We start from the raw sequence: 26,181 nt of genomic DNA, 5'->3' as shown, positions 1-26,181 counted from the left end.
GCGCCGTCTCAGGCCCCCGAGAGCGCCCCGTCCACCACGTGCTGCGCCTCCTCGAGGATGCGCGCGAGATGCTCCTCGCCCTTGAAGCTCTCGCCGTAGATCTTGTAGATGTTCTCCGTTCCCGAGGGCCGCGCCGCGAACCAGCCGTTGGCCGTCACCACCTTCACGCCGCCGATGGCCGCGCCGTTGCCCGGCGCGTGGCTCAGCACCTCGACGATCCTGTCGCCGGCAAGCTCGGTCGAGCGGATCTGCTGCGGCGACAGGCTCGACAGCCGCTTCTTCTGCTCGACCGTGGCCGGCGCGTCCACGCGGTCGGACACCGGCTTGCCCAGCGCCTGCGTCAGCTCGGCGTAGCGCTCGCCGGGGTCGCGCCCGGTGCGCGCGGCGATCTCGGCGGAGAGCAGGGCGGGCACCATGCCGTCCTTGTCGGTGGTCCACACCGAGCCGTCCTTGCTCAGGAAGGTCGCGCCCGCGCTTTCCTCGCCGCCGAAGGCCAGCGAGGCATCGACCAGCCCGTCGACGAACCACTTGAAGCCCACCGGCACCTCGTGCAGCCTGCGCCCGAGCCGGTTGGCGACGCGGTCGATCATCTGGCTGCTCACCACCGTCTTGCCGACGGCGGCAAGCGCCGGCCACTGCGGGCGGTGCGTGTAGAGGTAGTCGATCATCACCGCGAGGTAGCTGTTGGGCTGCATCAGCCCCGTGCTGCCCGCGACGATGCCGTGGCGGTCGTGGTCGGTGTCGCAGGCGAAGGCGATGCCGAAGCGGTCCTTCAGGCCGATCAGCTTGTTCATCGCGTCGGGCGACGAAGGGTCCATGCGGATGCGGCCGTCCCAGTCGAGCGACATGAAGCGGAAGGTCGGGTCGACCTCGCGGCTGAGCACGTTCAGGCGCTTGAGCTTGTAGCGCTCGGCGATCGCGGGCCAGTAACGCACGCCGGCGCCGCCCAGCGGGTCGACGCCGAGGTCGAGGTTCACGTCGCGTATCGCGTCCATGTCGAGTACATGCGCTAGGTCTTCGACGTAGGTGTTCAGGTAGTCGTGGCGGTGCGTGGTCGATGCGCGCAGCGCCTGCGCGAGCGGCATGCGCTTCACGCCTTCGAGGCCGTTCGCCAGCATCCGGTTGGCCGCGGCCTCGACGGCCGAGGTGATGTCGGTGCCGGCCGGGCCGCCGTTGGGCGGGTTGTACTTGAAGCCGCCGCTCTCGGGCGGGTTGTGCGAGGGCGTGATGACGATGCCGTCGGCAAGGCCCGTCGTGCGGCCGCGGTTGTAGACCAGGATGGCGTGCGACACGGCCGGCGTCGGCGTGTACTCGTCGTCCTTCGAGATCATCAGCTCGACGCCGTTGGCCGCCAGCACCTCGACCGCGCTGCCGAAGGCCGGCGTAGAGAGCGCGTGCGTGTCGATGCCGAGGAAGAGCGGGCCGTCGATGCCTTTCTGCCTGCGGTAGTCGCAGATGGCCTGGCTGATCGCGAGTACGTGCCACTCGTTGAATGCGTCGTCGAAGGAGGAACCGCGATGCCCCGAGGTGCCGAAGGCCACGCGCTGCGCGGGCACCGCGGGGTCGGGCCGGCCGGTGTAGTAGGCCGAGACGAGGCGCGGCACGTCGACCAGCAGTTCGATGGGGGCGGGCTTTCCCGCGAGAGGGTTGCTTGCTTGGCTCATGTCGATGGGAAGTCGAAGTTGATGAGATCCGAGATGCGCTCGACGGTGATGTCGGCGGGTGCGTAGGCGGCGTTGGCCTCGGCGTCGAGGGCATAGTGCCCTTGCCGCACGAAGACAGTTGTAAGACGCGGTCCCCAGATGGCTTTCATGGCCGAGAGGATGCGCAGCTTGTCGTCGACCATCACGTAGTGCCGCGCGGGATGGAGCTGCTCGACGAGGTCGAGCATCTGCTCCTTGTGCACGTAGATCAGCACGCGGCCCTCGGTGGCGTCCCACAGGCCCGAGCGCTGCACCTTGCGCGGCTGGAAGACCACGTCGCCGTCCGAAAGGATCACCGTGGGGCCATGGCGGCGCAGGTGCTTCAACGTTTCGGTCGCGCCGGGGTAGAGCCTGTCCGCGAAGGGGTAGTCGAGCAGGAACGTCGACATCCGCAGCAACTGCTGCTCGCTCATGTCGCCACGGCTTGCGCCGGCGCGAAATCGCTGCAGCGCACCGAGGTAGTCGACATAGCCGAGCTCGTCGCGCAATTGCTCGAAGCCTGTCCAGTAGCGGCCGGCGCGCTCGGCGCCGAAGGCCTGCTCGAGGCGCTCGTGGAGATCGGAAAGGAAGCGGTCGTTGTCGAGCAGGGTGTTGTCGACGTCGACCAGGAAAACCGTGGCAGGGTGTTGTGTCATGGGTTTGGGCCCGAGGGGCCTTGACTGCAATGGACTGCGCGCGCCGGTTTCAGCATACCCCTCGAATGCGACGCCAGCGGGCACCCGCGTGATTTAGTTGATGCTTCGACGCCTGCTGGCTTAACCTGTGCCACAGGACCGTCCCCGGAGTTGAATAAGCTTTCGCACAGCTTGAAGAAGGAGCAAGAAAGATGCGCATCACGAACGGTCGATACCCGCTCGCCATGGTGGCCCTGGGCCTTTGCCTCGCGCTGGCCGGCTGCCAGTCGCCTCCCGCCGACCGCCCCCTGACCTCGGAAGTGCCCGAGCCACCGAGCTTCGTCACGCCACCCGAGACATGCCAGGCACCATCCGTGCGCTTCGGACTGGGCCTGCGCATCACCCCGCAGCTGCTGGAGGAAATGCGCCAGCGCGCCGGGGCAAGGATGGCTCGCACTGTGCTGGCCACCGATACGGCCGACCCGGCGCAGGACATGATGCGGCTCAACGTGCAGGTCGAGCCTACCGGCCGCGTGGTCGGCGCGTACTGCGGATAGGCCGGGGCGCCAGGCCGGCATCGCGTTGTATACGAAGGTGTTGTGGTGTAAACACGTACCGGTAACAAATCTTCGCCACAAAGGGTGGATCAGTTCGAATTGGGAGAACAATAGTCCGCGACTTCCGGAGCCCCAGTCTTTTGTCGAACCAGCAACCCACTGTCTCGTTGCCGTCCTACTACGACGGATCGGCCCGCCTCCCGCCGGATGAGGTGCTGCGTCCGCTGATGGCCGACTGGGCCCGGGCCGGCAAGCGGCTCGCCGCGGTCTGCTACATCGACGTCGACCGTTTCGCCGAGCTGAACTCGCGCCTCGGAATGGTCGCGGGCAATGCGGCCCTCGAGGAAGCGGCCCGCCGCATCAAGGCCGAGCTGCCGCGCGAAAGCGTGATGGCGCGCGTGGGCGGCGACGAGTTCGCGGCCCTGTTCGCCGGCCTCGGCACCTCGCAGTGCGCCCAGGTGCTGGAACGCATCCAGACCGCGCTCGCCGAGCCCTGGGAATGGCGCGGCCAGACCGCCAGCATCGACGCGAGCATCGGCGCCATGCTGCTCGACAGCAACGGCCCGCCCCCCGAGACGGCGCTGCGCCAGGCGCAGCACGCGGCCTTCTTCGCCAAGCGCGCCGCCGACGGCAAGGTGCACTACTTCGACGCCCCGCAGGCACGCGCCGACGAGCAGGTGGTGCGCGAGCGCCAGCGCATACAGGAAGGGCTGCTGCAGGGCGAGTTCTTCCTCGTTTACCAGCCCAAGGTCGACATGCTGCGCGGCGTGGTCGTCGGCGTCGAGGCGCTGATCCGCTGGCAGCACCCCGAGCGCGGCCTGATGCCGCCCGCGCAGTTCGTGCCGCTGATCGAAGACGACGCGCTGGTCGAGCAGGTCGGCGACTGGGCCATCGCCACCGCGCTGTGGCAGGCGCATCAGTGGCGCCTCGCGGGCCTGCAGATCTCGGTGAGCGTGAACGTGGCGCCGCGCCACATGATGCGCTGGGACTTCGTCGAGCGCCTCGCCCGGCACCTCGCGCAGTTCCCGAAGCAGGGCGAGGGCATGCTGGAGCTCGAGATCCTCGAGACCACCGCGATCAGCCAGTTCGCGAACGTCGCCTTGTTCGTCGAGGCGTGCAAGATGCTCGGCGTCGGCGTCACCATCGACGACTTCGGCACCGGCTATTCATCGCTCACCTACCTGCGGCAACTGCCGGTGTCGACAGTGAAGATCGACCAGTCCTTCGTGCGCGGCATGATCGACAACAGCCAGGACCGGGCCATCGTGCAGGGCATCATCGCGCTGCTCCACGCGCTGGGTCTCACGGCCGTGGCAGAGGGCGTCGAGACGGTGAAGCAGGGCGAGGCGCTGCTGGCCATGGGCTGCACCCTGGGCCAGGGCTACGGCATCGGCAAGCCGATGGCGGCCAAGGACGTCGCCCATTGGGTGGAGCAGTACGAACGCGCGCCGCTGTGGGGGCGCGACGGGTGGCCCACCCTGGGCCTCCCGGATCAGAGCAGCGGCGTATAGGGCGAGGTCATCGGGTTCAGCGTGGTGCCGCTTCCGGTGCCGTAGCCGGGCACGCCGATGCTGCTGGAGCCGCCGAACACATAGCGCAGGTAGACGCTGCCGGTGAACTGCCGGTAGTTCTGCGCGTTGTTGAAGCCCAGCGCCCCGCCGAGGAACATCTTCGGCGCGAGCTGGTACTCCACCACCGCGGCCAGGTTGTAGGCCAGGCCGGTCTTCGAGCTGCTCGCGTACATGTTGTTGTAGCTCGAGCTGCTCAGTCCCAGCGCCAGTGCCTGGTAGGCCGCGCTCGACGCGGCGCCATTGCGCGACGGGTCCGTCGGGAAGTAGGGCGACGACTTCTGCGTGAACGACTGCACGCCCAGCGAGGCGTTCAGCCGCCACGAGAGCCGGTCGCTGCGCCCGCTCCAGTCGACCGGGAAGGCCACGCTCACGAAGCTCTGCGGGCTGAAGTAGCCGCCTTGCCCGAAGGTGTAGTAGCTCAGGTTCTTCTCGTAGCCCATCAGGCCGATGTTCATGCCCAGCGTGAGCTTGGAGTTTGGGCTGTTGAGCAGGTGCAGGTAGGCGCCGCCGCCGGTCTCCACGCGCGAGTTGCTCTGCACGTTCCTGCCGGTGATGCCGTGGGCCGCGAGGTAGCTGTACACGCCGTAGGTGCCGTCGTCGTAGCCGATGTCGCCGCGCACGCCGGTGGCGACCACACCGCCCCAGCGCTCGTTGGTGCGCTCGTCCTTGGCGCCTGCGAAGGACAGCACGCTGTCGGTCACCGCGCGGCGGGAGATGTCGGCCTTGTAGTTCCACGAGTCGCCGATGCTGCCCTTGAAGGTCACGTTGCCGACCACGTTGGTGGTGGGAAAGCCCAGCGGCGTGGTGCCGATGCCGGCGTCGATGTTCTTGCCTTCGTAGCCCACGTTCAGTCCGACGCCGGCCGCATTCTGCTGGCCGGCCGAGGCGCCGGTGCGCAGCGCATTGAGGGCCGCGCTGGGGCCGCCGCCGAAGCGGCTGCCGGTGGCGTAGTCGCTCGCGGGGGTGCCGGCATCGAGCACGGTGGGCGTCACGCCCACGACGATCTTGCCTTCGCCCACGGGGAAGCGCGCCTGTATCGGCAGCTGGAAGTCAGAGAGCCGGCTGAGGCCCGCCTCGCCCGCGCGGTTGCGATACACGGTGCCTGCCGTGAGGCTCACGGCGCGCTGCGATTCGAGGTCCTGCAGCTCGGCAGCCAGCGTGCTGTTCGCCGGCGCGGCGCGCGGCGGTGCGTTCCAGCCGGTTTCCGCGCGCGGCGTGTTGGCCTGCGCATAGGCCGCATTGGCCTGCGGATAGGCGGGCGCCGGATAGCCGCCGGGCTGTTGCGCCGGCGGAATGTAGACCGGCGCGACCTGCTGCGTGCCGGGCACCGGGTACTGCGGCAGGGCCTGCACCGGCTGCGCGATGTAGGCCGAGGCCTGTGGCACGTTGTTCGGGTTCGCGGCGGCGTTGCGCGCGGTGCGCGTCGACGACGGCTTGGCTGCCGTCGAGCGGCCCTTGGCATTCGACGCCGGCGCGCCGGAGTTCCAGGGCAGCGCTCCGGGCGGATAGGCGTTCGGTGCGCCGGCCACCGGGTAGGCCGGATAAGGCTGGGCTTGGCCCGCCGCCGGATAAGCCTGTGCGACCGGGTAGCCCGCCTGTGCCGGATACGCCTGTGCCTGATAGGACGCCGGCTGCATGCGGGCCTGGGCGAACGGGTTTCCGTTGGCTGCCGGATAAGTGGCAGGCACGGCCGCACTGGGCGCGCCGCCAGTCATGCCGGCGAAGGGATTGGCCGCGGGCACGGGCGCGGCCACGCCGCCGGGGGCGAAGCCGCCCGACGCCACCTGCCGCTCGGCCTCGACCGCCGCGCGCAGGTACTGCTCGGCCTTGCGGCTCTCGCCCGCGTTGCGGTAGACACGCCCGGCCGCCGCGAGCACGCGCGACTGGTCGGGAGCCTGCTTGAGCGCGGCCATCACGTAGCTCTCGGCCGAGCTGTGGTCACGCTGCGCGCTGGCACTGGCGGCAGCGGCGAGCAGCGTGTCGAGATCGGTCGGGTTGCGCTGCAGCACTCGCTGGTACAGCGCGAGAGCCTGGCCTTCGTCGCGCGCCGCCGAATACAGGCGCGCCAGCGCGGCCAGCGCCTGTGGATCGTCGGGGCGCTCTGCGAGCACCGGTGCCATCGCGTTGTAGGCGGCCTCGAGGTTGCCGGCTTCGCGCAGCGAATCCGTCTGGCGCAGCGCGAAGGCGATGCGCAGGTTGTCGAAGTCGGCGCGCTGGCTTGCCGTCATGTTGGTCGCGGCCAGCTGGCGCAGCACGGCCGACAGCTCGATGTCCTGCTTGGTCTTGAGCAGCACCGAGGCATACAGCAACCGGTCGCCGGTGCTCGGCGTGGGCGTGCGCGCGAGCAGCTGGCGGCTCATGGCCAGGGCGCGCGGCGCGTCGCCGATTTCGGCATAGGCGCCCGCGAGCTGGCCCCAGAGTTCGGCCGGCATGTCGGTGCTCAGCGCCGACTCGGTCTGCGCGAGCACGCCGCGCGCGGCATCCATCTGGCCCTGGCGCGCCAGCGCAAGGGCGCGCGCCGCCTGCGACTGCGCCCACAGCCGGCGCTGCAGCGCGGCCATGTCGCGCGTGCGCGAGCCGGCGGGAATGCGCTCGAGGTACTGGATGCCCGCGGCCGCGTCGCCGGTCTCGGAGGCGAGCAGGGCGCTGGCGTACAGCGCGTCGGGCATGTCGGGCTGCGACATCAGCAACCCTTCCATCACGCCGCGCGCTTCGGACACCATGCCGCGCTTGCGATAGAGGTTGGCGAGGTCCAGCCGCACCCAGGGACTGTCGGGCGCGGCGAGCATCGCGTCCTCGAGCGTGCGCTGCGCGCCGGCCGTGTCGCCGGCGTCGGCCTGCTGGCGGGCGCGGTTGCGCGCCTGCTCGACCTGGATGTCGCGCAAGCCGCCCAGTTGCGTGGCCTGCTCGGGCGTGAGGCGGCGCGACAGGGCCAGCGCCTCGTCGGCGCGGCCGGTCTGGCCGTAGATGGAGATCAGCCCGCGCAGCGCCTGCGTGTTCTGCGGACGGCTTTCGAGCACGCGCTTGTAGCCCTGTTCGGCCTGCGCGTAGTCGCCCGCCGCGGCGCGCAGGTCGGCCAGCGCGTTCTGGCCCACGGGCTCGCGCGGATCGATGCGCACGGCGCGCTCGTAGAGCGACTGCGCGCCGCGCAGGTCGTTCTTGCCCTGGGCGGCGCGGGCCTGTCCGACCAGCACCCAGTAGTTGGCGCTCTGCAGTGCCGAATTCCATTTGCTGCCGCCGCCGCGCACCGCGCGCTCCAGCAGCTCCTGCGCCTCGGCGAAGCGCTCCTGGCGCATGCGCACGAGGCCGAGCCCGCCCAGCGCCTCGGCGTCGTCCGCCTTCAGGCGCAGCGCCTGCTGGAAGCGTTGCTCGGCGGTGCCTGCGTCGCCCCGGTCGAGTGCCTTGAAGCCTTCGCCCACGGGCACGTCGGGCGTGTTGGCCGTGGCCGCCTTGGCGGTGGTGAGGCTTTCCAGGCGCGCGGCCACCGCGGCGTCGGTCTGGTTGTTGCTCAGGTATTCCTGGTAGAGCGGAACGTCGGGCTGGCGCGCGTCGAGCCAGATCAGCGCCTGGCGCCACGCGGAACGCGCTGCGCCGGCCACGGCGGGCTGCTTCGTCAGTTCGACCAGCTCGCGGATGCCGGCCCGGCGCGTCGATTCGCTGTAGGTCTTCTGCTGCGCCAGCGCGAGCTTGTAGTTCGCGTTCTCGGGATGGTCCTTCACCAGCTGTTCGAGGCCTCGGCGGCCCTCATCCGCGCCTTGCGGCGTGCTGGCCAGCACCTGGTAGTACTCCAGGGCCAGCGCCTCGGGCGGCGGCCGGTTGTCGAACTGGCTGCGGTACAGCTCCACCGCCTCGGCGGCGCGGCCGGCGCGTGCTGCGGCGCGGGCGCGCTGCAGCGTGCTCTGCGCGCCGGCGGGCTGCTGCGACTGCTGCTGCAGGCGCGCGAGGCGGCTGTCGTTCGGGTTCGCGGTGCGCAGGCGGGCGATCCAGCTGCGCGCCGCCTCGGAGTTGCCACGCGAGAGTTCGACCTGCGCCATGCCGTACATCGCGTCGGTCGACTGGGGCTGCACGCTCAGCAGCTTCTTCCAGCTTTCTTCGGCGAGGTCGGCGCGGCCCTGGGCCTGCCAGTAGTTGCCTTGCTCGATCAGCGCCGCGCTGGCATCGGCCTGCGCATGGGCGGGGTTGGCGGCGCACAGCGCCACGAGCATGCCGAGGCAGGCCGTCCATTGCCGCGATTGCGGCGACAGCGAAAAGGAACGCGAGAAAGGACGCGAGCCGGGGGCGATGCCGCGCGGAAGCGCCTGCGGCTTCAGGCCGGTCGATTGGGACGGCATAGCGTTCTCCATGAGGTTTGCAGCTGGCCGTTGCGGCCGAATTCATAACGGCCGTCCAGCCATGCCTGGCCGAAAAGCAACAGGCACTGCTCGTAGTACGGCAAGGGCGCCACGGGCGGCGTCGTTGCATTGGGGGCGGGAGGCGCCGCGCGGCCGCCGGGCACGCGGGCGACCTGGTCGGCCAGCGCGTCGGTGGCGTCCAGCGCCTTGAGGTAGGGCAGCATCGCGCCTGAAAAACCGAGGGGCGCCATGCCGCGGACCTGGCCCGTCACGGTGTCGACGTACTCGGGCACCGAGTGGTTCTCGGCCAGCGCCTGGCGCGGGCCGCGCAGGTTCAGCAGCAGCATCTTGCGCGCCGGGTCGCGCTCGGAAAGCATGCCCGCCCACAGGTAGACGCGGATGGCGTCGTAGCTGCCGGTGGTGCCCTTCTGCGGATCGGCCACGAAGGAGCGCGAATCCTGCGACCACGCGCACCAGTCGGGCGCGAAGCCCTTGGGCGTGACGGCGCCGAACATGCGCAGCGTGTTGTCGATGACCTCGCCCCAGGGGCCGGACGGATCGGCCTGCTGGAAGTAGCGCAGCAGCTGCAGCGGCGCATAGCTCGGGTTGAGGCGCCACAGCGGGCCGCTCGCCACCGACTTGGGCCAGGGCAGCAACATGCGGCCGAGACCCGGCACGTTGATGATTTCTTCGCGCACGGCGAGCGCCAGCACTTCGCGGCCGAGCGCGCGATAGCCGGCGTCGTTCCAGAGCCGGCCGCCTTCCATCAGCGCGTAGGCGATCCACAGGTCGGCGTCGGACGCGGCGTTGGCGTCGAGCACGCCCCAGCCGCCCGCAGGCTTGCGGCCCCACTGCCACGCAGGCAACTGCTTGGCGAGGCTGCCGCCCGCGAGGTTGGCTTCGGCCCAGGCCAGCACGCGCGCGAAGGTCGCGCGGTCGTTGTGGACCAGCGAGAAGAACATCGCGTACGACTGGCCTTCGGAAGTCGATTGCTGCTGCGGCGTGTTGAAGTCGATCACCCGGCCGTCGGGCTGGATGTGGCGCGCGGCGAAGGCCGCCCAGTCGGTGGCCGGATGGCAGGCAGGTGCAGGCGCCGGAGCAGCTGCAGCGGCAGAAGGAGGGGCAGCCTGCGCGGCTACGGCCAGCCGGGGCAGCGCCAGAGCCAGCCCGGCCGCGCCCAGCAGGGCGCGCCGGCTCGCGAGCCGGTCGGGTGGGGGCGCTGTGATTGAACGTCGCATGAGTTCCTTACTTGCCCTTGGCCTTCACCGCCAGCCGGCGGCGCGCGCGCAGTTGCAGGCCCGCGTACGACACGGCCGCGCCCAGCAGCGCCAGCACGATCACCAGCCCGGCCAGCATCAGCGGGCTGCGCGAGAGATGCCACTGCACCCAGGCGATGGGCGGCAGGCGGCCGACGTAATAGGTGTCTTCGCCGAGCACGCTGTTGACCTGCGTGTCGCGCACGATGGTCATGCTGCCCTGCACGCTCTTGAGCAGGTCGGGCGTCATCAGCGCGTTGAGCAGCGCGTCCTTCGACTCGCTGTTGGTGATGGCCGCGACCACGCTGCGGCCGCTGCGCAGCGGCGACTCGAAGCCCGCCAGCACCGCGTCGCGGCCGTCGGCGCTCACCGAGATCTGCATCGAGCCCGGCAGGTCTTCGCGGGTGCGCGCGCCGATCACGAAGTCGATGGCGTTGTCGATCCAGCTGTTGAGCTTCAACTCGGGCGCGTTGCCGTTGCGCTTGAGCGGCATCCTGTCGGCCCACTGGGTGAAGAGGGGCTGGTTCTGCAGGTTGCCGATCACCAGCAGGTCTTTATCAGCCCATTGGGTCGCCTCGGCCGAGCGGCCCACCTTCACGCGCAGCGCTGGGTAGCCGGTGGTGCGGCCGATCTGGCCGAGCAGGCCGAGGAAGGTTTCGGTGTCGCTGCCGGCGGGCTGGTCCGGCAGGATGACGGCGGTTTCCGACAGGTCGGCCATGCGCGAGAACGGGAAGCCGCCGTTGGCATAGGCGGCGAGCTCGGGCATCGCGATGAAGTGCGGGAAGCCCGACACGTCGATCTTCGAGGTCGGGTCGATGGAACCGCGCACGTTGTCCAGCTGCGGCACGCAGCGCCCGCCCACGGGCTCGAAGTAGTAGTGCAGCCGCAGCTGGCTGCGCGGGCCCATGGCCAGCGGCGGCAGGATCACTTCCTTGCGCTCGGCGAGCGTGCCGTCGGGCATCAGCTTCACGGCCAGCGGGTTCCACCAGCGGTCGCCGGCCGGGTTGGCCGAGCGCAGCGGCAGCCCGCCCACGAAGTTCTCGTTGACGTTGACGTTCAGCGTCGACTGGTCGGGCCGCACGCGCGGCGTGTAGCGGTACTGCAGATCGAGCGGAATGCCGCGGCTGCGCCAGGTGAAGAGGTCGGGCGGCAGCTGCAGGTTCACGCGGACCACGTCGGGGTTGTAGCCCGTCACCGACAGGTCGGCCGCCGAAGCCAGCTCGCCCAGCTGAAGCGGACGGTCGCTGGGCACCCAGCGCGGCGCGTCGTAGGGCTTGCGCGCGGGCGGCTCCTGGAAGGCGGTGATCGAGGCGGTCGCGCCCGCGAATGCCTTGGCGTTGAGCGCCAGCGCGGCCGCGGCGGTGCGCAGGTCGGCGGGCGTGCTGCCCATCACCAGCAGCAGCTTGCCGTTGGCGTCGCGCGGGTTGTCGACGATCGCCAGGCCCGGTCCGCGGATCGCCGGCAGCGTGAGGCCCGGAATGCTCGATTCCGGCGTGACGAACACCACGGCGTGGCCCGTGGGCAGGTCGCCCGCCGACACCGGGAAGGTCGCGCCGCGATAGTCGGCCAGTGCGCCGAACCACGACGACACCACGCCCGCGGCCTCCAGTACCGGGCCCGAGGCAGCCGTGCCGAACACGAAGGGAATGCGCGCGCGGCGCACGTCGCGGCGGTCGAAGAAGGGCTGCGGCAGCGCCGCCAGGTCGTTGACCAGCTTCAGCGGCGCCACCGTCAGCTTCAGCGAGCTGGTGGCGTCGATGCGCGCCCACAGGCTGGTGTGCGCGGGGTCCTCGCACTCGCGGGTGTAGTGGCCGATCAGCTCGACGTTGATGCGGTTGAATTCGGTGATCAGGCGCCGGTCGATCGGAATGTCGGCCGTCTGCGGCCGGCCCGCGCCTGCGGTGGGCACCGGCAGCGTGGCCACCAGCACGTCGTTCACCGTGACCTTCAGGTGCGAAAGCTCCGGAATCAGCGATGGCGAGTAGGCGTAGTTCAGCTTGAACGATGCGGCCGTCACCAGTTCGTCGGCGCGCACGTTGAACGGGATGCCGACCGTGCCGCTGATGCCGCGCAGCTGCACCGCGTAGTCGATGCCCAGCTGCGTGAGGTTGAGTTCGCGTACCGCGCCGCCGGCAGGAGCAGCCGCAGCGATGGGGGCAGTCGGTGCCTGAGGTGCCGCCGCCGCAGCCTGCGGCTCGGCCGGCCGGGGCTGGGCGAACGCGGCGCCGGTCGCGGCCAGGGCCACGGCAAGCGCCACGGCGCGGGAGGCGAACGAGGGCGATGCCGCGTTGACGGGAGGCTCGGCGCGGCGATGCGCGCGCTGGGTGGGCGTCACGTGGTTCGTCACGTGGATTCCTTCGCTTTGGCAGGACGCAGCCGCGAGGCGGCCGCACGGTAGTAATGGCTGAACATGTCTCGGAAGCCCGTGCCGCTGATGCTGATGATGTGGCCGAGCACGCGGTGGATCGGCACGCGCGGGTGGTTGCCCCAGCGCGCGGCCCAGATGTCGGCGCGGGCGGTGGTGCACTGCACCAGCGCGCGCTCCTGCGCGAAGCTCATCGGCACGAAGCTCAGGCCCAGGCGCTTGCCGTTGCTGAAGCGCACGGTGGAGGCGAAGCGCGATTCCTGGTCGTTGCGGTACAGCGCCACCTCGACGGGGGTTTCCAGGTCGAGCTTCATGTCCTCGGGCAGCTCGAGGCCCAGGCCGCCGCTGGAGAAATCGAAGGTGTTGCAGCGCAGGGAGCGGCCGTCCGGAAAGTACAGCGTGGCCGGCAGGCTGAGTTCCACACGATGCGATCCGCGCAGTTGGCGCGACTCGTTGGCCGCGGCCACGCAGGCGCCCAGGATCATCAGGTTGTAGACCGTCCAGGCCAGGTTCAGCCACACGGTGGCGATGTGCTGCGAGTCGACCCAGGTCAGGCGCCACACGCCGAGGCACACGCCCACGAAGTTCAGCGCCAGCAGCACCAGGCTGGCCTTGGCGATGCTGCTGTCGAAATACTCTTCCTGGATCAGGCCGCCCTTGGCCGTCACGTTGAAGCTGCCCAGCTTGGGGTTGATGAGCGCCACCAGCGTCGGACGGAAGATGTACCAGGCCAGCACCGCTTCGTAGACCTCGTTCCACAGCAGGTAGCGAAAGCGCCCCTGGATGCGGCTGTTGGTCAGGTTGGCGTGCAGGATGTGCGGCAGCGCGAACGCGAAGATCATCGACGCCGATGCGTGGATCACGCTCGCGCCGAAGTACAGGTAGGCCAGCGGCGCCGTCAGGTAGATGAGCCGCGGCAGCCCGTACAGGAAGTGCAGCATCGCGTTCACGTAGCACAGGCGCTGCGCCCAGTGCAGCCCGCGCCCGAAGAGCGGGTTGTCGATGCGGAAGATCTGCGCCATGCCGCGCGCCCAGCGGATGCGCTGGCCCACGTGGCCCGAGAGGCTCTCGGTGGCCAGGCCCGCGGCCTGCGGCAGGGCCAGGTAGGCGGTGTTGTAGCCGAGGCGGTGCATCTTCAGGGCGGTGTGGGCGTCCTCGGTCACGGTCTCGACCGCGATGCCGCCGACTTCTTCCACGATGTTCCGGCGCAGCACCGCGCAGGAGCCGCAGAAGAAGGTGGCGTTCCAGAGGTCGTTGCCGTCCTGGATCAGGCCGTAGAAAAGCTCGCCCTCGTTGGGCACCGTGCCGAAGGTGTCGAGGTTGCGCTCGAAGGGGTCGGCCGAGAAGAAGTAGTGAGGCAGCTGGACCATGCCCAGCTTGGGATCGCGCCCGAACCAGCCCATGGCGATCTGCATGAAGGAGCGCGTGGGAATGTGGTCGCAGTCGAAGATCGCGACGAACTCGCCTGTGGTGTTCTTCAGCGCGGCGTTGATGTTGCCGGCCTTGGCGTGGCGGTTGTTGTCGCGCGTGACGTGGGTCACGCCGACCTGCTCGCAGAACACGCGGAATTCCTCGCGCCGGCCGTCGTCGAGCACGAAGATCTTGATCTTGTCGCGCGGCCAGTCGATCAGCTGCGCGGCCAGCACCGTGGAGCGCACCACCGACAGCGACTCGTTGTAGGTCGGAATGAACAGGTCGATGGTGGGCCACTCGGCCGGGTTCTCGGGCAGCGGCACCGGCTTGCGCTCCAGCGGCCAGGCGGTCTGCACGTAGCCCAGCAGCAGCACGACGAAGGCGTAGAGCTCGGCCATCAGCAGGCCCACGCCCAGCACGAAGTCGAGCGGGTTGTCCATGAACATGGTCTCGGTCACGCGCCAGTAGGTGTAGCGCGAGGACACGACCACGGACAGGAAGATCAGGACCAGGCTGGCGAAGCGGCCGCGGAAGCGGTTGGTGACGAGTGCCGCCGCGAAGATGCCCACCGACAGCACGATCTGCTGCTCGAAGGTCATGGGCGCGATGATCAGCGCCGGCAGCATCGTGAGCGCGACGATCCAGCCGAGGATGCGCACCGGCAGCAGCCGCAGGATCGCGGGGGCGGGCTTGGGCGCCGGCTGCGCCGGGGCGGCGGACTGGGCGTGTTTCATCGGTTCGTTTCCGTGGTCCGCAGGGAGGGAAAGGACGCCGCTTGGCGCGCGGTGTCGATGCGTTCGAGCAGGCGCTCGGCGCAGGAGTCGATGTCCTGCGTCGCCTGGCTCATGGGCGCGTAGCGCTGCACCGGCGCGGCCGAGGCCAGCGCCTCGGGCACGGCCTGGTCGAGGTGCAGCATGCCCAGCAGTTCGGGACGCAGCCGCTGGCGCAGCAGCTCGAAGACGTCGTGGTTGAGCCGCTTGCCCGGGTCGATCTGGTTCACCACGTAGCCGGTGCCGAGGTAGCCGGCGCGCGGGCGGGCGTACTTGTCGAGCATGCGCTCGACGATCGGCAGGGTGGCGAAGGAGCCGGCATCGGCCAGCACCGCGACCACGCCGAAGCTGGCCGCGCGCAGCGCCTGCTGCAGGTAGACGGAGGGGCCGGGCGGGGTGTCGAGCACCACCAGCGTGTCCGCGGGCAGGCCGAAGCGCGCCAGGGTGTCGCCCAGCCAGCCGGGGGCGCGCGCCAGTTGCTGTTCGAAGGCGATCTGGCGCTCGTCGTCGACTTCGCCGAAGGGCAGCAGCATGACGCCGCCGTGCGCGGGGCGGATCGCGCGGGCCCACGGCATCAGGCCGGTGGCGGCCTCGACAAGGCCGCTGTCACAGGCCTGAGGCTCGTTGGCGATGTGGAAGCGCAGCGCGTTCTGCGGATCGAGGTCGATGGCCAGCACCTGCCGGCCACACTGCGCGAGTGCGGTGCAGAGGTTGGCGGCAATCGTCGTCTTGCCGACGCCGCCCTTGGAGGAGATGACGGGGATGACAACCATCGTCACGTCGGCCTTCGCCAGCGTGACATGGGGCCCGGCGCCGCGGCCGGCCTTTGCGGCGCGTCCAGGCGCGCAAACAGTTGCTCCAGCGGCGTCGGCGCGGAATCCGAGCCGGGGCCGACGCCGGCCGAAGGCATCACCGGAGCGGCCGGAGCGGGCGAAGGCTCGGGCGCGAACGTGGCGACCGGCGGGGGCGCGAAGACAGGGAGCGGGGCCACGGCGGGAACGGGAGCCCGTGCGAACGAGGACGCGGGTGCCGGTGTTGCGGCGCCGACCGGAACGGATGCGGGCACAGGAGCTGGCACCGGAGCAGGCGACGGCGCGGCAACTGCCGGCGAGTGGGCGATCTTCTCGCCCGACAGCAGCGGCCACACGCGCGGCGCCTCGGCGTCGGGTGCCGCGAACTCCCTGTAGCCGTTGCCGTTGCCGCCGAACTTGCCGAACAGGCCGGCAATGTCTTCGGGCATGTGTTCTTCCGAGCTCATGCGCTCACCTTCGAAAGCCGCAGGTCGATGCGCGGGCCAGGCTCGGCCGCGGGCTGCTGCAATGCGTGCACGCGCAGCGTCGGGGGCATGTGCTGCGCCTCGAACCAGGTCTGGTAGGCGCCCTCGAAGAAACCGACGCTCCAGTCGGTCGATTCGGGCCCGAAGGCGGCGGCGACCGGGCTGCAGGCATGGGTGATGGCGACGCCGTCGGCCTCTTCGTTCAGCACGGCGAAGCCCCAGTCGATACCGTCCCAGCGGGCGTTGAACTGGTCCTGCAGTTCACCGAGCGTGCGGCAGGGCGCGATCGGCAGGGCATGCGCGAGACGCTGGCCGATGCGAAAGAAAAGCTGCCTCAGGTCCTCCGGAGGCAATCCGGCGCTCAACTCGGCGGCCATGCCGCGGTTGAATTCCAACCATTGCGCGCTGCAGGATTTCTTTTCGTAATAGTCAATAAACGTCGCACCAGTTTCCATGCCGAGGCATTCTCTTGGATCAGTTAACCATTGACAATAAATGTGAACTAATTAGTACGAAAGGACTGCCTTTGAGGTGCCCGACTGTATGAATTCGGGGACGACCTGGGCCCCAGCCCTTGTCGGGCAACGAGCCTGTACGCCGCGCAGGGGCGATCGGATTCAGATTTTTTTTGGGGAGCTGCGGTCCCGCCTGATCGGGGACGAGCTCGGGCGCCGCAGCGGGGGCGCCCGCCCGGCGGCTCAGTCCGAAATGGCTTCGCCGGCGTGATGGGGCATGTTGCGGCGGCTGTGCTTGACCGCGTACATGGCGGCATCGGCCTGCCGCAGGGCTTCCTCGGCGGAGGTGGTGCGCGGGTCGACCGCCACCACGCCCACACTGGCGCCCGGGTAGTCGATCGTCATGTTCTTGAGCCGCAGCTCGCCCATGGTGTTCTCCGCCAGCCGGTCGCCCAGCGCCATGGCGCCGGTGCGCGGCGATTCGCCGAGGCCGGGGCCCAGGCCGATCACCACGAACTCGTCGGAACCGAAGCGCGCCAGCATGTCGCTCGCGCGCACGCAGCCCGACAGCTGTTTCGCCATGGCCGCCAGGAACTCGTCGCCGACCCCGTGGCCGTGCGCGTCGTTGATCTTCTTGAAGTCGTCCATGTCGATGAAGCCGACCAGCACGCTCTGGGCGCTGCGCGCGCCTTGCGCGAGCATGCGCTGCAGCGCGTCGACGAGGGCGCGGCGGTTCGGCAGGCCGGTGAGGGCGTCGGTCGCGGCATTGGTCGATAGCTCGATGCCGGCCTTGTCGAGCTTGGCGATCATCTGTTCGCGTTCCACCTGCTGGCTGATCAGTTTGGCGAACAGGCGCAATACCGGCTCGGCGATGGCCGGCAGCGGAATCTGCTTCGCGCTGGCGACGCACAGCGCGCCATGGAGGTTGCCGTCGTCGAGCCTGACCGGCGCGCTGGCGCAGGACTGGATGCCCAGCTCGAGGGCGGCGTCGGCGTCGCCCCAGCAGCCGCCGGCATCGTCGGCGTAGATGCGGTTTTCTTCCAGAGCATGGCGGCACAGCGTGTCGGCCCAGGGCACGTAGGCCCCTTCGGGAATGGTCAGCTCGCTCGTGTTGTGGGCGAAGAGGATGTGCTGGCGGGCCTTTTCGGGCTCGATGATCGTGAGGTAGGCCGATTCCAGGCCGGTTGCCGCCTCGAGCATCTCGAGCATCGGGCGGGCGAGGTCTTCCAGCGTCTTGGCAGAGGAGACCGATTCGGATAGCTGTTCGATCAGGAATTCCATGGCCGACATTTTGAGGGCTCCCGGTACTTCAGGATGCCAGTGCTTCCATCAATTCGGTTTCGATGGCCAGCTGCGTCTTCTGCCCCTGCAGTTCGGGGCCGCTGATGAGGAAGGTGTCTTCCACCCGCTCGCCCAGCGTCGTGACCTTGGCGAGCTGCAGGTTCAGGTGGTGGCGCGCCAGCACCCGGGCCACCGAATACAGCAGGCCGGCGCGGTCGCTGGCCGAGATGCTGAGCAGCCAGCGCTGCGCCTTGTCGTCCGGCAGCAGGCTGATGCGCGGCTTGATCGGAAAGCTGCGCACCCGGCGCGACACCCGGCCCATGCTGGGCGGGGGCAGGGCACCGGCCTCGGTGAGCGTCTGCGCCAGGCCCGACTCGACCATGCTGATCAGGTCGCGGTAGTGGTCCGGCAGGAAGGTAGTCACCACCTGGAAGGTGTCGAGCGCGTAGCCATTGCTCGTGGTGTGCACCTTGGCGTCCAGGATGCTGAAGGAAGCCTGGTCGAAATAGCCGCAGATGCGCGCGAACAGGTCGGGCTGGTCGGGCGTGTAGACCACCACCTGCAGGCCTTCGCCCACCGGCGACAGGTGCGCGCGCACGATGGGCGGCGCCTTCGGGTCGATCGGCACGTTCGGCGGCGGCACGAAGCGCGAGAGCTGCTTGGCGTGCCAGGCGATCTCGGTGGCGTCGTGGCGCATGAAGTAGCCCACGTCGAGCGTGTCCCACAGGGCCTTGTGCGCCTCGAAGCGCTGGGCGTGCAGGGCGAGCTGCACCAGCGCCTCGCGCTTGCGCGACTCGACCTCGGCGTCCGGGTCGGGCATGCGGCCGCCCAGCGCCCGCAGGGTGTAGCGGTACAGGTCCTCGAGCAGCTTGCCCTTCCAGGCATTCCACACGCGCGGCGAGGTGCCCCGGATGTCGGCCACGGTCAGCAGGTAGAGCGCGGTCAGGTAGCGCTCGTTGCCCACGCGCTTGGCGAAGGCGCCGATCACCTCGGGGTCGCTCAGGTCCTGCTTCTGGGCGACCTGGCTCATCACCAGGTGCTCGGCGACCAGGAATTCGATGAGCTTCGCGTCTTCGCGGGCGATGCCGTGCTGCTTGCAGAAGCGCTGCACGTCGCGCGCGCCCAGCGTGGAGTGGTCGCCGCCGCGGCCCTTGGCGATGTCGTGGAAGAGGGCGGCCACGTACAGTATCCAGGGCTTGTCCCAGCCGGCCGCCAGCTGCGAGCAGAACGGGTACTCGTGCGCGTGCTCTGCGATGAAGAAGCGCCGCACGTTGCGCAGCACCATCAGGATGTGCTGGTCCACGGTGTAGACGTGGAACAGGTCGTGCTGCATCTGCCCCACGATGCTGCGGAACACCCGCAGGTAGCGCCCGAGCACCGAGGTCTGGTTCATCAGCCTGAAGGCGTGCGTGATGCCGTAGGGCTGCAGCACGATCCGCATGAAGGTCTGATGGTTGACCGGGTCGTTGCGGAACTTGCTGTCCATCACGTGGCGCGCGTTGTAGAGCGCGCGCAGCGTGCGCGCCGACAGGCCCTTCACGCCGATGGTCTTCTGGTAGAGCAGGAAGGTCTCGAGCACCGCGTGCGGCTCGCGCTCGTAGAGGTCGTCGCTGGCGATCTCGATCAGGCCGGCGCGCTCGTAGAAGCGCTCGTTGATGGGCGTGTGCTGCTCGTCGCTGGGCTGCAGCCGCTCGGAAATGTTGAGCAGCAGGATCTGGTTGAGCTGCGACACCGCCTTGGCGGCCCAGTAGTAGCGCCGCATCAGCGCCTCGCTCGACTTGCGCTGCGATTCGCTTTCGTAGCCGAAGCTGGCGGCCACGGCGGTCTGCAGGTCGAACACCAGCCGGTCTTCGCGCCGGTTCGCGATCACGTGCAGGCGGGCACGAATGAGCGAGAGCAGGGCCTCGTTGCGCTTGATCTGCTGCGCCTCGAAGGAGGTGGCCAGGCCGTTCTTGGCCAGGTCGTCCCAGCGGTTGCCGTAGCCCGCGGCCTTGGTCATCCAGAGGATGGTCTGCAGGTCGCGCAGGCCGCCAGGCGATTCCTTGCAGTTGGGTTCGAGCGCGTAGGGCGTGTTGTCGAACTTCTGGTGGCGGTGCCGCATTTCCTGCGACTTGGCCACGAAGAATGCCTGCGGATCGATGGCGCGCGAGAAGCGGCGGCGGAAGGCGGTGAAGAGCTTCTTGTCGCCGGTGATCAGGCGTGCCTCGAGCAGCGAGGTCTGGACGGTGACGTCTTTCTCGGCCTCGGCCAGGCACTCTTCCACAGTGCGCACGCTGGAGCCGATCTCGAGGCCCGCGTCCCAGCAATGGCCGATGAAGGCCTCGATGCGGGCCGGCTCGATGCAGCCTGCCTCGTCCTCGGGCGGCAGCAGCAGTAGCACGTCGACGTCGGAATACGGGAACAGCTCGCCGCGCCCGAAGCCGCCCACGGCCGCCAGCGTGAGCGAGTCGCCGAAGCCGGCCTCGCGCCACAGGGTGCACAGCGTCTCGTCGGCCAGCGCCGAGAGCTGGCGCAGCACCGTGTGCACGCTGCGCGTGGGGGCGCGCGCGAAGCGCAGGGTGTCGAAGAGGGCGAGCTTCTTCGCGCGATAGGCTTCGCGCAGCGTCGCCACGTCGATGTTGGCTGCTTCGATCACGGGCGGGGAACGCGTTGCCGCGTCAGGTCTTGGTGGCGGTGACGAAGGAGGGCAGCGGTGGGCTGCCGGCCGACAGCGTCAGCACCTCGTAGCCGGTCTCGGTGACGAGCACAGTGTGCTCCCATTGGGCCGACAGCGAGTGGTCGCGCGTGACGATGGTCCAGCCGTCGTACTGGCCGCCCTTGAAGTCTTCCTTCACGTCGCGCTTGCCGGCGTTGATCATCGGCTCGATGGTGAAGATCATGCCGGGCTTGAGTTCTTCCATGGTGCCCGGGCGGCCGTAGTGCAGCACCTGGGGCTCTTCGTGGAAGCGCTGGCCCACGCCGTGGCCGCAGAACTCGCGCACCACCGAGAAGCCCTGGCCCTCGGCGAACTTCTGGATCGCGTGGCCCACGTCGCCCAGGTGCGCGCCGGGGCGCACCTGCAGGATGCCGTGCCACATGGCCTCGAAGGTGATGCTGCACAGGCGCTTGGCGGCGATGGATGCGTCGCCGATCACGTACATGCGGCTGTTGTCGCCGAACCAGCCGTCCTTGATGACGGTGACGTCGACATTCATGATGTCGCCCTTCTTCAGGGGCTTGTCATTGGGGATGCCGTGGCACACCACGTGGTTCACCGAGGTGCACAGCGACTTCGGGAACGGGACGCTGCTCGCGCCCATGTAGCCCACCGTGGCGGAGGTGGTGCCCTGCTTGACCATGTACTCGGCGGCCAGCCGGTCGACATCGTTGGTCGTGATGCCGGGCTTGATGAGGGGAGTGAGGTAGTCCAGCACCTCGGAGGCCAGGCGGCAGGCGACCCGCATGGCTTCGATGCCTGCAGCGTCTTTGTAGTTAATGCTCATGCCCCGAATTATCCCATTGGCCCGGCTAAAATCCCGGGTTAACGCGGATGACCCCAGTCAGCGGTCATCAGCCTCGATTCCTTGATTCCCAACGTGGCCCCCGAGGCCCCATCGACCGTGACGCAGCCCGCACCTCAAGCCCTTCCTGTCGTAACCATGTTCGAGGGCGGCAGCGCACTCAGCGAATTCCGCGCACGCCAGCTGCTGCCGAAGCTGCAGGCCGTCGAGCCGCGCATCGAGGGCATTTCGGCCCGTTTCGTGCATCTCGTGGTGACCGACTCGGCGCTCGACCAGGCGGGCCGTGAGCGCTTCGCCGCACTCCTGACCTATGGCGAGCCCTTCGAGGCGCCGGCCAAGGCTGGCACCTCGGTGGTCGTCACCCCGCGCCTGGGCACCGTGTCGCCCTGGGCCTCCAAGGCGACCGACATCGCCCACAACTGCGGCCTGGCGCTGCGCCGCGTCGAGCGCGTCACCCAGTACCACCTGAAGCTCAAGGCCCCGCTGATCGGCAAGGCCCCCGTGCTCGAGGGCGACGCCCTGGCCGCCGCGGCCGGCCCGCTGCACGACCGCATGACCGAATCGGTGCTGGCCACCGTCGAGCAGGCGGCCAGCCTGTTCAGCGAACTTCCGGCCCAGCCGATGGCGCAGGTCGACGTGCAGGGCGGCGGCCGCGCCGCGCTGGTGGCGGCCAACACCGGTTTCGGCCTGGCGCTGGCCGAGGACGAGATCGACTACCTGGTGGACGCCTTCACCCGCCTGGGCCGCAACCCCAGCGACGTCGAACTCATGATGTTCGCGCAGGCCAACAGCGAGCACTGCCGCCACAAGATCTTCAACGCCAACTTCACCATCGACGGGCAGGCCCAGCCGCAGAGCCTGTTCTCGATGATCCGCAACACCGAGAAGAAGAACCCGCAGCACACGGTGGTGGCCTACGCCGACAACGCCTCGGTGATGGAAGGCACGACCGTCGAGCGCTTCATTCCGGCCAACGGCTCGCAGAGCTATCAAAAAGATAGCGCCCTGAGCCATGTGCTCATGAAGGTCGAAACGCACAACCACCCGACCGCCATCTCTCCGTTCCCTGGCGCCTCCACCGGCGCGGGTGGCGAGATCCGCGACGAAGGCGCCACCGGCCGTGGTTCGAAGCCCAAGGCCGGCCTGACCGGCTTCACCGTCTCGAAACTGTGGCCGGAAGAGGGCAGCTACGGCAAGCCCGAGCACATCGCCAGCCCGCTGCAGATCATGACCGAGGGCCCGCTGGGCGGCGCCGCGTTCAACAACGAATTCGGCCGTCCCAACCTGCTGGGCTACTTCCGCGAATACGAGCAGACGGTGGCGAGCGATGTCGACACCGTGCAGCGCGGCTACCACAAGCCCATCATGATCGCGGGCGGCCTGGGCAGCATCGATGCCACCCAGACCAGGAAGATCCAGTTCCCGGCCGGCTCGCTGCTGATCCAGCTCGGCGGCCCCGGCATGCGCATCGGCATGGGCGGCAGCGCCGCCAGCTCGATGGCCACCGGCGCCAACGCGGCCGAGCTCGACTTCGACTCGGTGCAGCGCGGCAACCCCGAAATCGAGCGCCGCGCGCAGGAGGTCATCAACCACTGCTGGCAGCAGGGCGCGGCCAACCCGATCCTCGCGATCCACGACGTGGGCGCGGGCGGCCTGAGCAACGCCTTCCCCGAGCTCACCAACGACGCCGGCCGCGGCGCGCATTTCGACCTGCGCGCCGTGCCGCTCGAGGAGTCGGGCATGGCGCCGAAGGAAATCTGGTGCAACGAGAGCCAGGAACGCTACGTGCTGGCCATCGCGCCCGAATCGCTAGAGCAGTTCAAGGCCTTCTGCGAGCGCGAGCGCTGCCCGTTCTCGGTGGTCGGCGTTGCCACCGAGGAGCGCCAGTTGCTGGTGGCCGATGAAGGCGCCGCCGTGCAGCCCGTCGACATGCCCATGGACGTGCTGCTCGGCAAGCCGCCGAAGATGCACCGCGACGTGAAGACCGTGGCGCGCAGCTTCAAGCCGCTGGACCTCACCGGCGTCGACCTGCAGAAGGCCGCCATCGACGTGCTCGCGAACCCGACCGTGGCGTCGAAGCGCTTCCTCGTCACCATCGGCGACCGCACCGTGGGCGGCCTGAGCCACCGCGACCAGATGGTCGGCCCGTGGCAGGTGCCGGTGGCCGATTGCGCCGTGACTCTGGCCGACTACAAGGGCTTCGCCGGCGAGGCCATGAGCATGGGCGAGCGCACGCCGCTGGCCGCGCTCGACGCGCCGGCTTCGGGGCGCATGGCGGTGGCCGAGGCCATCACCAACCTGCTGGCCGCGCCCATCGAACTCTCGCGCGTCAAGCTGTCGGCCAACTGGATGGCCGCCTGCGGCGAGCCCGGCGAAGATGCCGCGCTGTACGAGACCGTCAAGGCCGTGGGCCTGGAGCTGTGCCCGGCGCTGGGCGTGTCGATTCCCGTCGGCAAGGATTCCCTGTCGATGCGCACCCAGTGGAAGGACGGCGCGGAAGCAAAGAAGGTCACGTCTCCCGTGAGCCTGATCGTCAGCGCCTTCGCCACGCTGCCCGACGTGCGTGGCACGCTCACGCCGCAGCTCGATGCAGAAGAAGCCGACACCACGCTGGTGCTGATCGACCTGGGCCAGGGCAAGCACCGCATGGCCGGCAGCATCCTGGCGCAGACGCTCGGCCAGAGCGGCGATGCCGTGCCCGATCTCGACGACCCGGCGCAGCTCGTGGCGCTGGTCAATGCCGTGAACGCGCTGCGCGCCGACGGCAAGATCCTCGCGATGCACGATCGCAGCGATGGCGGCCTGTTCGCCACCGCCTGCGAGATGGCCTTTGCCGGCCACGTCGGCGTGGCGCTGAACGTCGACATGCTCGTCACCGAAGGCGACGGCATCTCCGACAGCCGCATGGAAACCGGCGACGCCAAGAACTGGGCGCAGCAGGTCAGCGCGCGCCGCGAAGAGCTCACGCTCAAGGCGCTGTTCAACGAAGAACTGGGCATGGTGCTGCAGGTGCGCACCGCCGAGCGCAACGACGTCATGCAGGTGCTGCGCGCCCATGGCCTGAGCACGCACAGCCACTTCGTCGGCAAGACGCGTCCTGCCAGCTCGCCGATGGATGCGGGCAAGGGCAAGATCGAAGTCTGGCGCGACGCCAAGGCCGTGTTCAGCGCCAGCCTGCACGACCTGCAGCAGGTGTGGGACTCGGTCAGCTGGAAGATCGCCCGCGAGCGCGACAACCCGGCCTGCGCCGATGCCGAACACGCGGCAGCCGGCGATCCGGCCGATCCGGGCATGCATGTGTTCCTGCCGAACGCACAGCCTGCCGCTCCGGCCATCCTGCAGTCGCGCCCCAAGGTCGCGATCCTGCGCGAGCAGGGCGTCAACTCGCACGTCGAGATGGCCTATGCCTTCACCGAAGCCGGATTCGAGGCCTTCGACGTCCACATGACCGACCTGCAGTCGGGCAGGGCGGACCTCGCCAGCTTCAAGGGCGTGGTCGCCTGCGGCGGCTTCAGCTACGGCGACACGCTGGGCGCCGGCATCGGCTGGGCGCGCAGCATCACCTTCAACCCGAAGCTGGCAGAGCAGTTCAAGACCTTCTTCGGCCGCGCCGACACCTTCGGCCTGGGCGTGTGCAACGGCTGCCAGATGTTCGCCGAGCTGGCCGACATCATTCCGGGCGCCGAAGCCTGGCCGCGCTTCACCACCAACCAGAGCGAACGCTTCGAGGCGCGCCTGTCGATGGTCGAAGTGCTCGAATCGCCCAGCATCTTCTTCGCCGGCATGGCCGGCAGCCGCCTGCCGATCGCGGTGGCGCACGGCGAGGGCTATGCCAACTTCAAGCACCGCGGCGACGCGGCCAGGGCCATCGGCGCGATGCGCTTCGTGGACAACCACGGCAAGGCCACCGAGCAGTACCCGTTCAACCCGAACGGCAGCGCGGGCGGCCTGACTTCGGTGACCACGCCGGACGGCCGCTTCACCGCGGTGATGCCGCATCCGGAGCGCGTGTTCCGCAACATCCAGATGAGCTGGACCTCGGGCGAGAGGAGCGAACTGAGCCCCTGGATGCAGATCTGGCGCAACGCGCGCCGCTGGGTGGGCTGACGGGCTGACCCCTGGCCCGAGCGTTCGCGAAGCCGGCAAGGCTTCGCGAACGCGAACGGACAGCAATAAAAAAAGCGGCCTCGAGGGCCGCTTTTTTCTTGCTCGGATCGATTACTCGACCTTGGCCTTGGCGCGCAGGTCTTCCTGGTACTTCTGCAGGCGCTGCTGCTGCAGCTGCTGCGTGATCTGCGGCTTCACTTCTTCCAGCTTCGGCAGCTGAGCCTGGCGGATGTCGTCGACGCGGATGATGTGCCAGCCGAACTGGGTCTTGATCGGAGCGGGAGTGGTCTCGCCCTTCTTGAGCTTGATCATCGCTTCCGAGAACTCGGGCACGAAGCTCGCGGGGTTGGCCCAGTCGAGGTCGCCGCCGTTGGCGCCCGAACCCGGGTCCTTGCTCTGCTTCTTGGCGATGTCTTCGAACTTGGCGCCCTTCTTCAGGTCGGCCATGATCTTCTTGGCCTGGTCTTCGGTTTCGACCAGGATGTGGCGGGCCTTGTATTCCTTGCCGCCGTTGGCCGCGACGAACTTGTCGTACTCGGCCTTCACGTCGGCGTCCGAGACCGGATTGGTCTTGCGGTAGTTCTCGAACAGCGCGCGGATCAGGATGGCCTGGCGGGCGAGCTCGAGCTGGTTCTTGTAGTCCTCGCTGGCGTCCAGGCCCTGCTTCTGGGCTTCCTGCATGAACACTTCGCGCGCCACGATTTCCTCGCGCAGCTGGCCTTGCATTTCAGACGTCACCGGGCGGCCTGCGGCTGCCAGCTGCTGGGCCAGAACGTCCATGCGGGCCTTGGGTACCGGCTTGCCGTTCACGATGGCTGCGTTCTGCGCCAGAGCCGACATGGACGTGGCACCGAGCAGCACTGCGGCCGCGACGGCCTGCATGATGTGTTTTTTCATGGAATGAATATCGAGCTGGGAAGGAAATGCGCGTGTAGGAAAAGGCGCGGGGAAGAAAGCAGGAATTGGAGGAAAAAGGAGGGGG

At 69.0% G+C, this 26,181-nt stretch carries 16 protein-coding genes; 3 read left to right on the top strand and 13 right to left on the bottom strand.

Features of this window, described 5'->3' with window-relative positions; all coding sequences use genetic code 11:
* Positions 1 to 8 precede the first annotated feature (8 nt).
* Positions 9 to 1,664: a phosphoglucomutase (alpha-D-glucose-1,6-bisphosphate-dependent) gene (gene pgm / locus SFB74_RS17340; protein ID WP_432725456.1), complete on the bottom strand. Its 1,656-nt coding sequence runs from the start codon at positions 1,662 to 1,664 to the stop codon at positions 9 to 11.
* Positions 1,661 to 2,338: an HAD family hydrolase gene (locus tag SFB74_RS17335; RefSeq protein WP_432725455.1), complete on the bottom strand. Its 678-nt coding sequence runs from the start codon at positions 2,336 to 2,338 to the stop codon at positions 1,661 to 1,663. Before SFB74_RS17335 ends, pgm begins: the two co-directional genes overlap by 4 nt.
* Before the next feature lie 191 nt (positions 2,339 to 2,529).
* On the opposite strand from SFB74_RS17335, the gene SFB74_RS17330 reads away from it, so the two are divergent.
* Both SFB74_RS17330 and SFB74_RS17325 read left to right on the top strand, forming a co-directional pair.
* Positions 2,530 to 2,874 (top strand): hypothetical protein, encoded by a 345-nt coding sequence (locus tag SFB74_RS17330; protein ID WP_432725454.1) that lies wholly within the window; start codon positions 2,530 to 2,532, stop codon positions 2,872 to 2,874.
* 140 nt (positions 2,875 to 3,014) lie between these two features.
* On the top strand, positions 3,015 to 4,385 hold the full coding sequence (locus SFB74_RS17325; RefSeq protein ID WP_432725453.1) for a putative bifunctional diguanylate cyclase/phosphodiesterase: 1,371 nt from the start codon (positions 3,015 to 3,017) through the stop codon (positions 4,383 to 4,385).
* Here the strand turns inward: SFB74_RS17325 and SFB74_RS17320 are convergent.
* The 10 genes from SFB74_RS17320 to map all read right to left on the bottom strand — a co-directional run bounded on the left by SFB74_RS17320 (position 4,367) and on the right by map (position 21,074).
* A complete protein-coding gene (locus SFB74_RS17320; protein ID WP_432725451.1) occupies positions 4,367 to 8,776 on the bottom strand; it encodes a cellulose synthase subunit BcsC-related outer membrane protein in 4,410 nt (1,469 codons plus the stop codon). The two genes, SFB74_RS17325 and SFB74_RS17320, sit on opposite strands and share 19 nt — an antisense overlap.
* Positions 8,752 to 10,014 carry a cellulose synthase complex periplasmic endoglucanase BcsZ gene (gene bcsZ / locus SFB74_RS17315; RefSeq protein ID WP_432725450.1) on the bottom strand — a complete coding sequence of 421 codons (1,263 nt, stop codon included), beginning with the start codon at positions 10,012 to 10,014 and terminating at the stop codon, positions 8,752 to 8,754. The genes SFB74_RS17320 and bcsZ overlap by 25 nt, the downstream gene beginning before the upstream one ends.
* Positions 10,015 to 10,021: 7 nt before the next feature.
* Positions 10,022 to 12,379 (bottom strand): cellulose biosynthesis cyclic di-GMP-binding regulatory protein BcsB, encoded by a 2,358-nt coding sequence (gene bcsB / locus SFB74_RS17310; RefSeq protein ID WP_432725449.1) that lies wholly within the window; start codon positions 12,377 to 12,379, stop codon positions 10,022 to 10,024.
* Positions 12,376 to 14,544 carry a UDP-forming cellulose synthase catalytic subunit gene (gene bcsA, locus SFB74_RS17305; RefSeq protein ID WP_432725448.1) on the bottom strand — a complete coding sequence of 723 codons (2,169 nt, stop codon included), beginning with the start codon at positions 14,542 to 14,544 and terminating at the stop codon, positions 12,376 to 12,378. Before bcsA ends, bcsB begins: the two co-directional genes overlap by 4 nt.
* Complete coding sequence (bcsQ, locus tag SFB74_RS17300) at positions 14,541 to 15,353, bottom strand: cellulose biosynthesis protein BcsQ (RefSeq protein ID WP_432725447.1); 813 nt, start codon at positions 15,351 to 15,353, stop codon at positions 14,541 to 14,543. Before bcsQ ends, bcsA begins: the two co-directional genes overlap by 4 nt.
* 2 nt (positions 15,354 to 15,355) lie before the next feature.
* The gene (locus tag SFB74_RS17295) at positions 15,356 to 15,838 is read right to left on the bottom strand and encodes a hypothetical protein (RefSeq protein ID WP_432725446.1); all 483 of its coding nucleotides are present in this window, start codon (positions 15,836 to 15,838) and stop codon (positions 15,356 to 15,358) included.
* Positions 15,835 to 16,233, bottom strand: coding sequence for a cellulose biosynthesis protein BcsD (gene bcsD / locus SFB74_RS17290; protein ID WP_432725445.1), 399 nt, complete (start codon positions 16,231 to 16,233; stop codon positions 15,835 to 15,837). The genes SFB74_RS17295 and bcsD overlap by 4 nt, the downstream gene beginning before the upstream one ends.
* Before the next feature lie 321 nt (positions 16,234 to 16,554).
* Positions 16,555 to 17,592 carry a sensor domain-containing diguanylate cyclase gene (locus tag SFB74_RS17285; protein WP_432725444.1) on the bottom strand — a complete coding sequence of 346 codons (1,038 nt, stop codon included), beginning with the start codon at positions 17,590 to 17,592 and terminating at the stop codon, positions 16,555 to 16,557.
* A gap of 28 nt (positions 17,593 to 17,620) precedes the next feature.
* A complete protein-coding gene (locus tag SFB74_RS17280; RefSeq protein ID WP_432725443.1) occupies positions 17,621 to 20,227 on the bottom strand; it encodes a [protein-PII] uridylyltransferase in 2,607 nt (868 codons plus the stop codon).
* 22 nt (positions 20,228 to 20,249) lie between these two features.
* Positions 20,250 to 21,074, bottom strand: a complete 825-nt coding sequence (map, locus tag SFB74_RS17275) for a type I methionyl aminopeptidase (protein WP_432725442.1) — start codon at positions 21,072 to 21,074, stop codon at positions 20,250 to 20,252.
* Between the two features lie 156 nt (positions 21,075 to 21,230).
* Here map and purL point away from each other — a divergent pair, with 156 nt between their 5' ends.
* Positions 21,231 to 25,199 carry a phosphoribosylformylglycinamidine synthase gene (gene purL, locus SFB74_RS17270; RefSeq protein WP_432731954.1) on the top strand — a complete coding sequence of 1,323 codons (3,969 nt, stop codon included), beginning with the start codon at positions 21,231 to 21,233 and terminating at the stop codon, positions 25,197 to 25,199.
* 111 nt (positions 25,200 to 25,310) lie between these two features.
* On the opposite strand, the gene SFB74_RS17265 is transcribed toward purL, so the two are convergent.
* Positions 25,311 to 26,096 carry a peptidylprolyl isomerase gene (locus tag SFB74_RS17265; protein WP_432725441.1) on the bottom strand — a complete coding sequence of 262 codons (786 nt, stop codon included), beginning with the start codon at positions 26,094 to 26,096 and terminating at the stop codon, positions 25,311 to 25,313.
* Between the last annotated feature and the right edge of the window lie 85 nt (positions 26,097 to 26,181).

The organism is Variovorax xiamenensis (genome assembly GCF_050916385.1).
In the GTDB taxonomy this organism is placed as follows: domain Bacteria; phylum Pseudomonadota; class Gammaproteobacteria; order Burkholderiales; family Burkholderiaceae_C; genus Variovorax.
Note: the sequence above shows the minus strand (reverse complement) of the source record. Positions and strands in the feature narration are given on the sequence as shown.

Excerpts from the sequence above, each read along its gene's own strand:
- SFB74_RS17335 (WP_432725455.1), bottom strand. The coding sequence starts at position 2,338 with ATGACACAACACCCTGCCACGGTTTTCCTGGTCGACGTCGACAACACC.
- SFB74_RS17295 (WP_432725446.1), bottom strand. The coding sequence starts at position 15,838 with ATGAGCTCGGAAGAACACATGCCCGAAGACATTGCCGGCCTGTTCGGC.
- SFB74_RS17320 (WP_432725451.1), bottom strand. The coding sequence starts at position 8,776 with ATGCCGTCCCAATCGACCGGCCTGAAGCCGCAGGCGCTTCCGCGCGGC.
- SFB74_RS17265 (WP_432725441.1), bottom strand. The coding sequence starts at position 26,096 with ATGAAAAAACACATCATGCAGGCCGTCGCGGCCGCAGTGCTGCTCGGT.
- pgm (WP_432725456.1), bottom strand. The coding sequence starts at position 1,664 with ATGAGCCAAGCAAGCAACCCTCTCGCGGGAAAGCCCGCCCCCATCGAA.
- SFB74_RS17330 (WP_432725454.1), top strand. The coding sequence starts at position 2,530 with ATGCGCATCACGAACGGTCGATACCCGCTCGCCATGGTGGCCCTGGGC.
- bcsZ (WP_432725450.1), bottom strand. The coding sequence starts at position 10,014 with ATGCGACGTTCAATCACAGCGCCCCCACCCGACCGGCTCGCGAGCCGG.
- bcsQ (WP_432725447.1), bottom strand. The coding sequence starts at position 15,353 with ATGGTTGTCATCCCCGTCATCTCCTCCAAGGGCGGCGTCGGCAAGACG.
- map (WP_432725442.1), bottom strand. The coding sequence starts at position 21,074 with ATGAGCATTAACTACAAAGACGCTGCAGGCATCGAAGCCATGCGGGTC.
- SFB74_RS17285 (WP_432725444.1), bottom strand. The coding sequence starts at position 17,592 with ATGGAATTCCTGATCGAACAGCTATCCGAATCGGTCTCCTCTGCCAAG.
- purL (WP_432731954.1), top strand. The coding sequence starts at position 21,231 with ATGTTCGAGGGCGGCAGCGCACTCAGCGAATTCCGCGCACGCCAGCTG.
- bcsD (WP_432725445.1), bottom strand. The coding sequence starts at position 16,233 with ATGGCCGCCGAGTTGAGCGCCGGATTGCCTCCGGAGGACCTGAGGCAG.
- bcsA (WP_432725448.1), bottom strand. The coding sequence starts at position 14,544 with ATGAAACACGCCCAGTCCGCCGCCCCGGCGCAGCCGGCGCCCAAGCCC.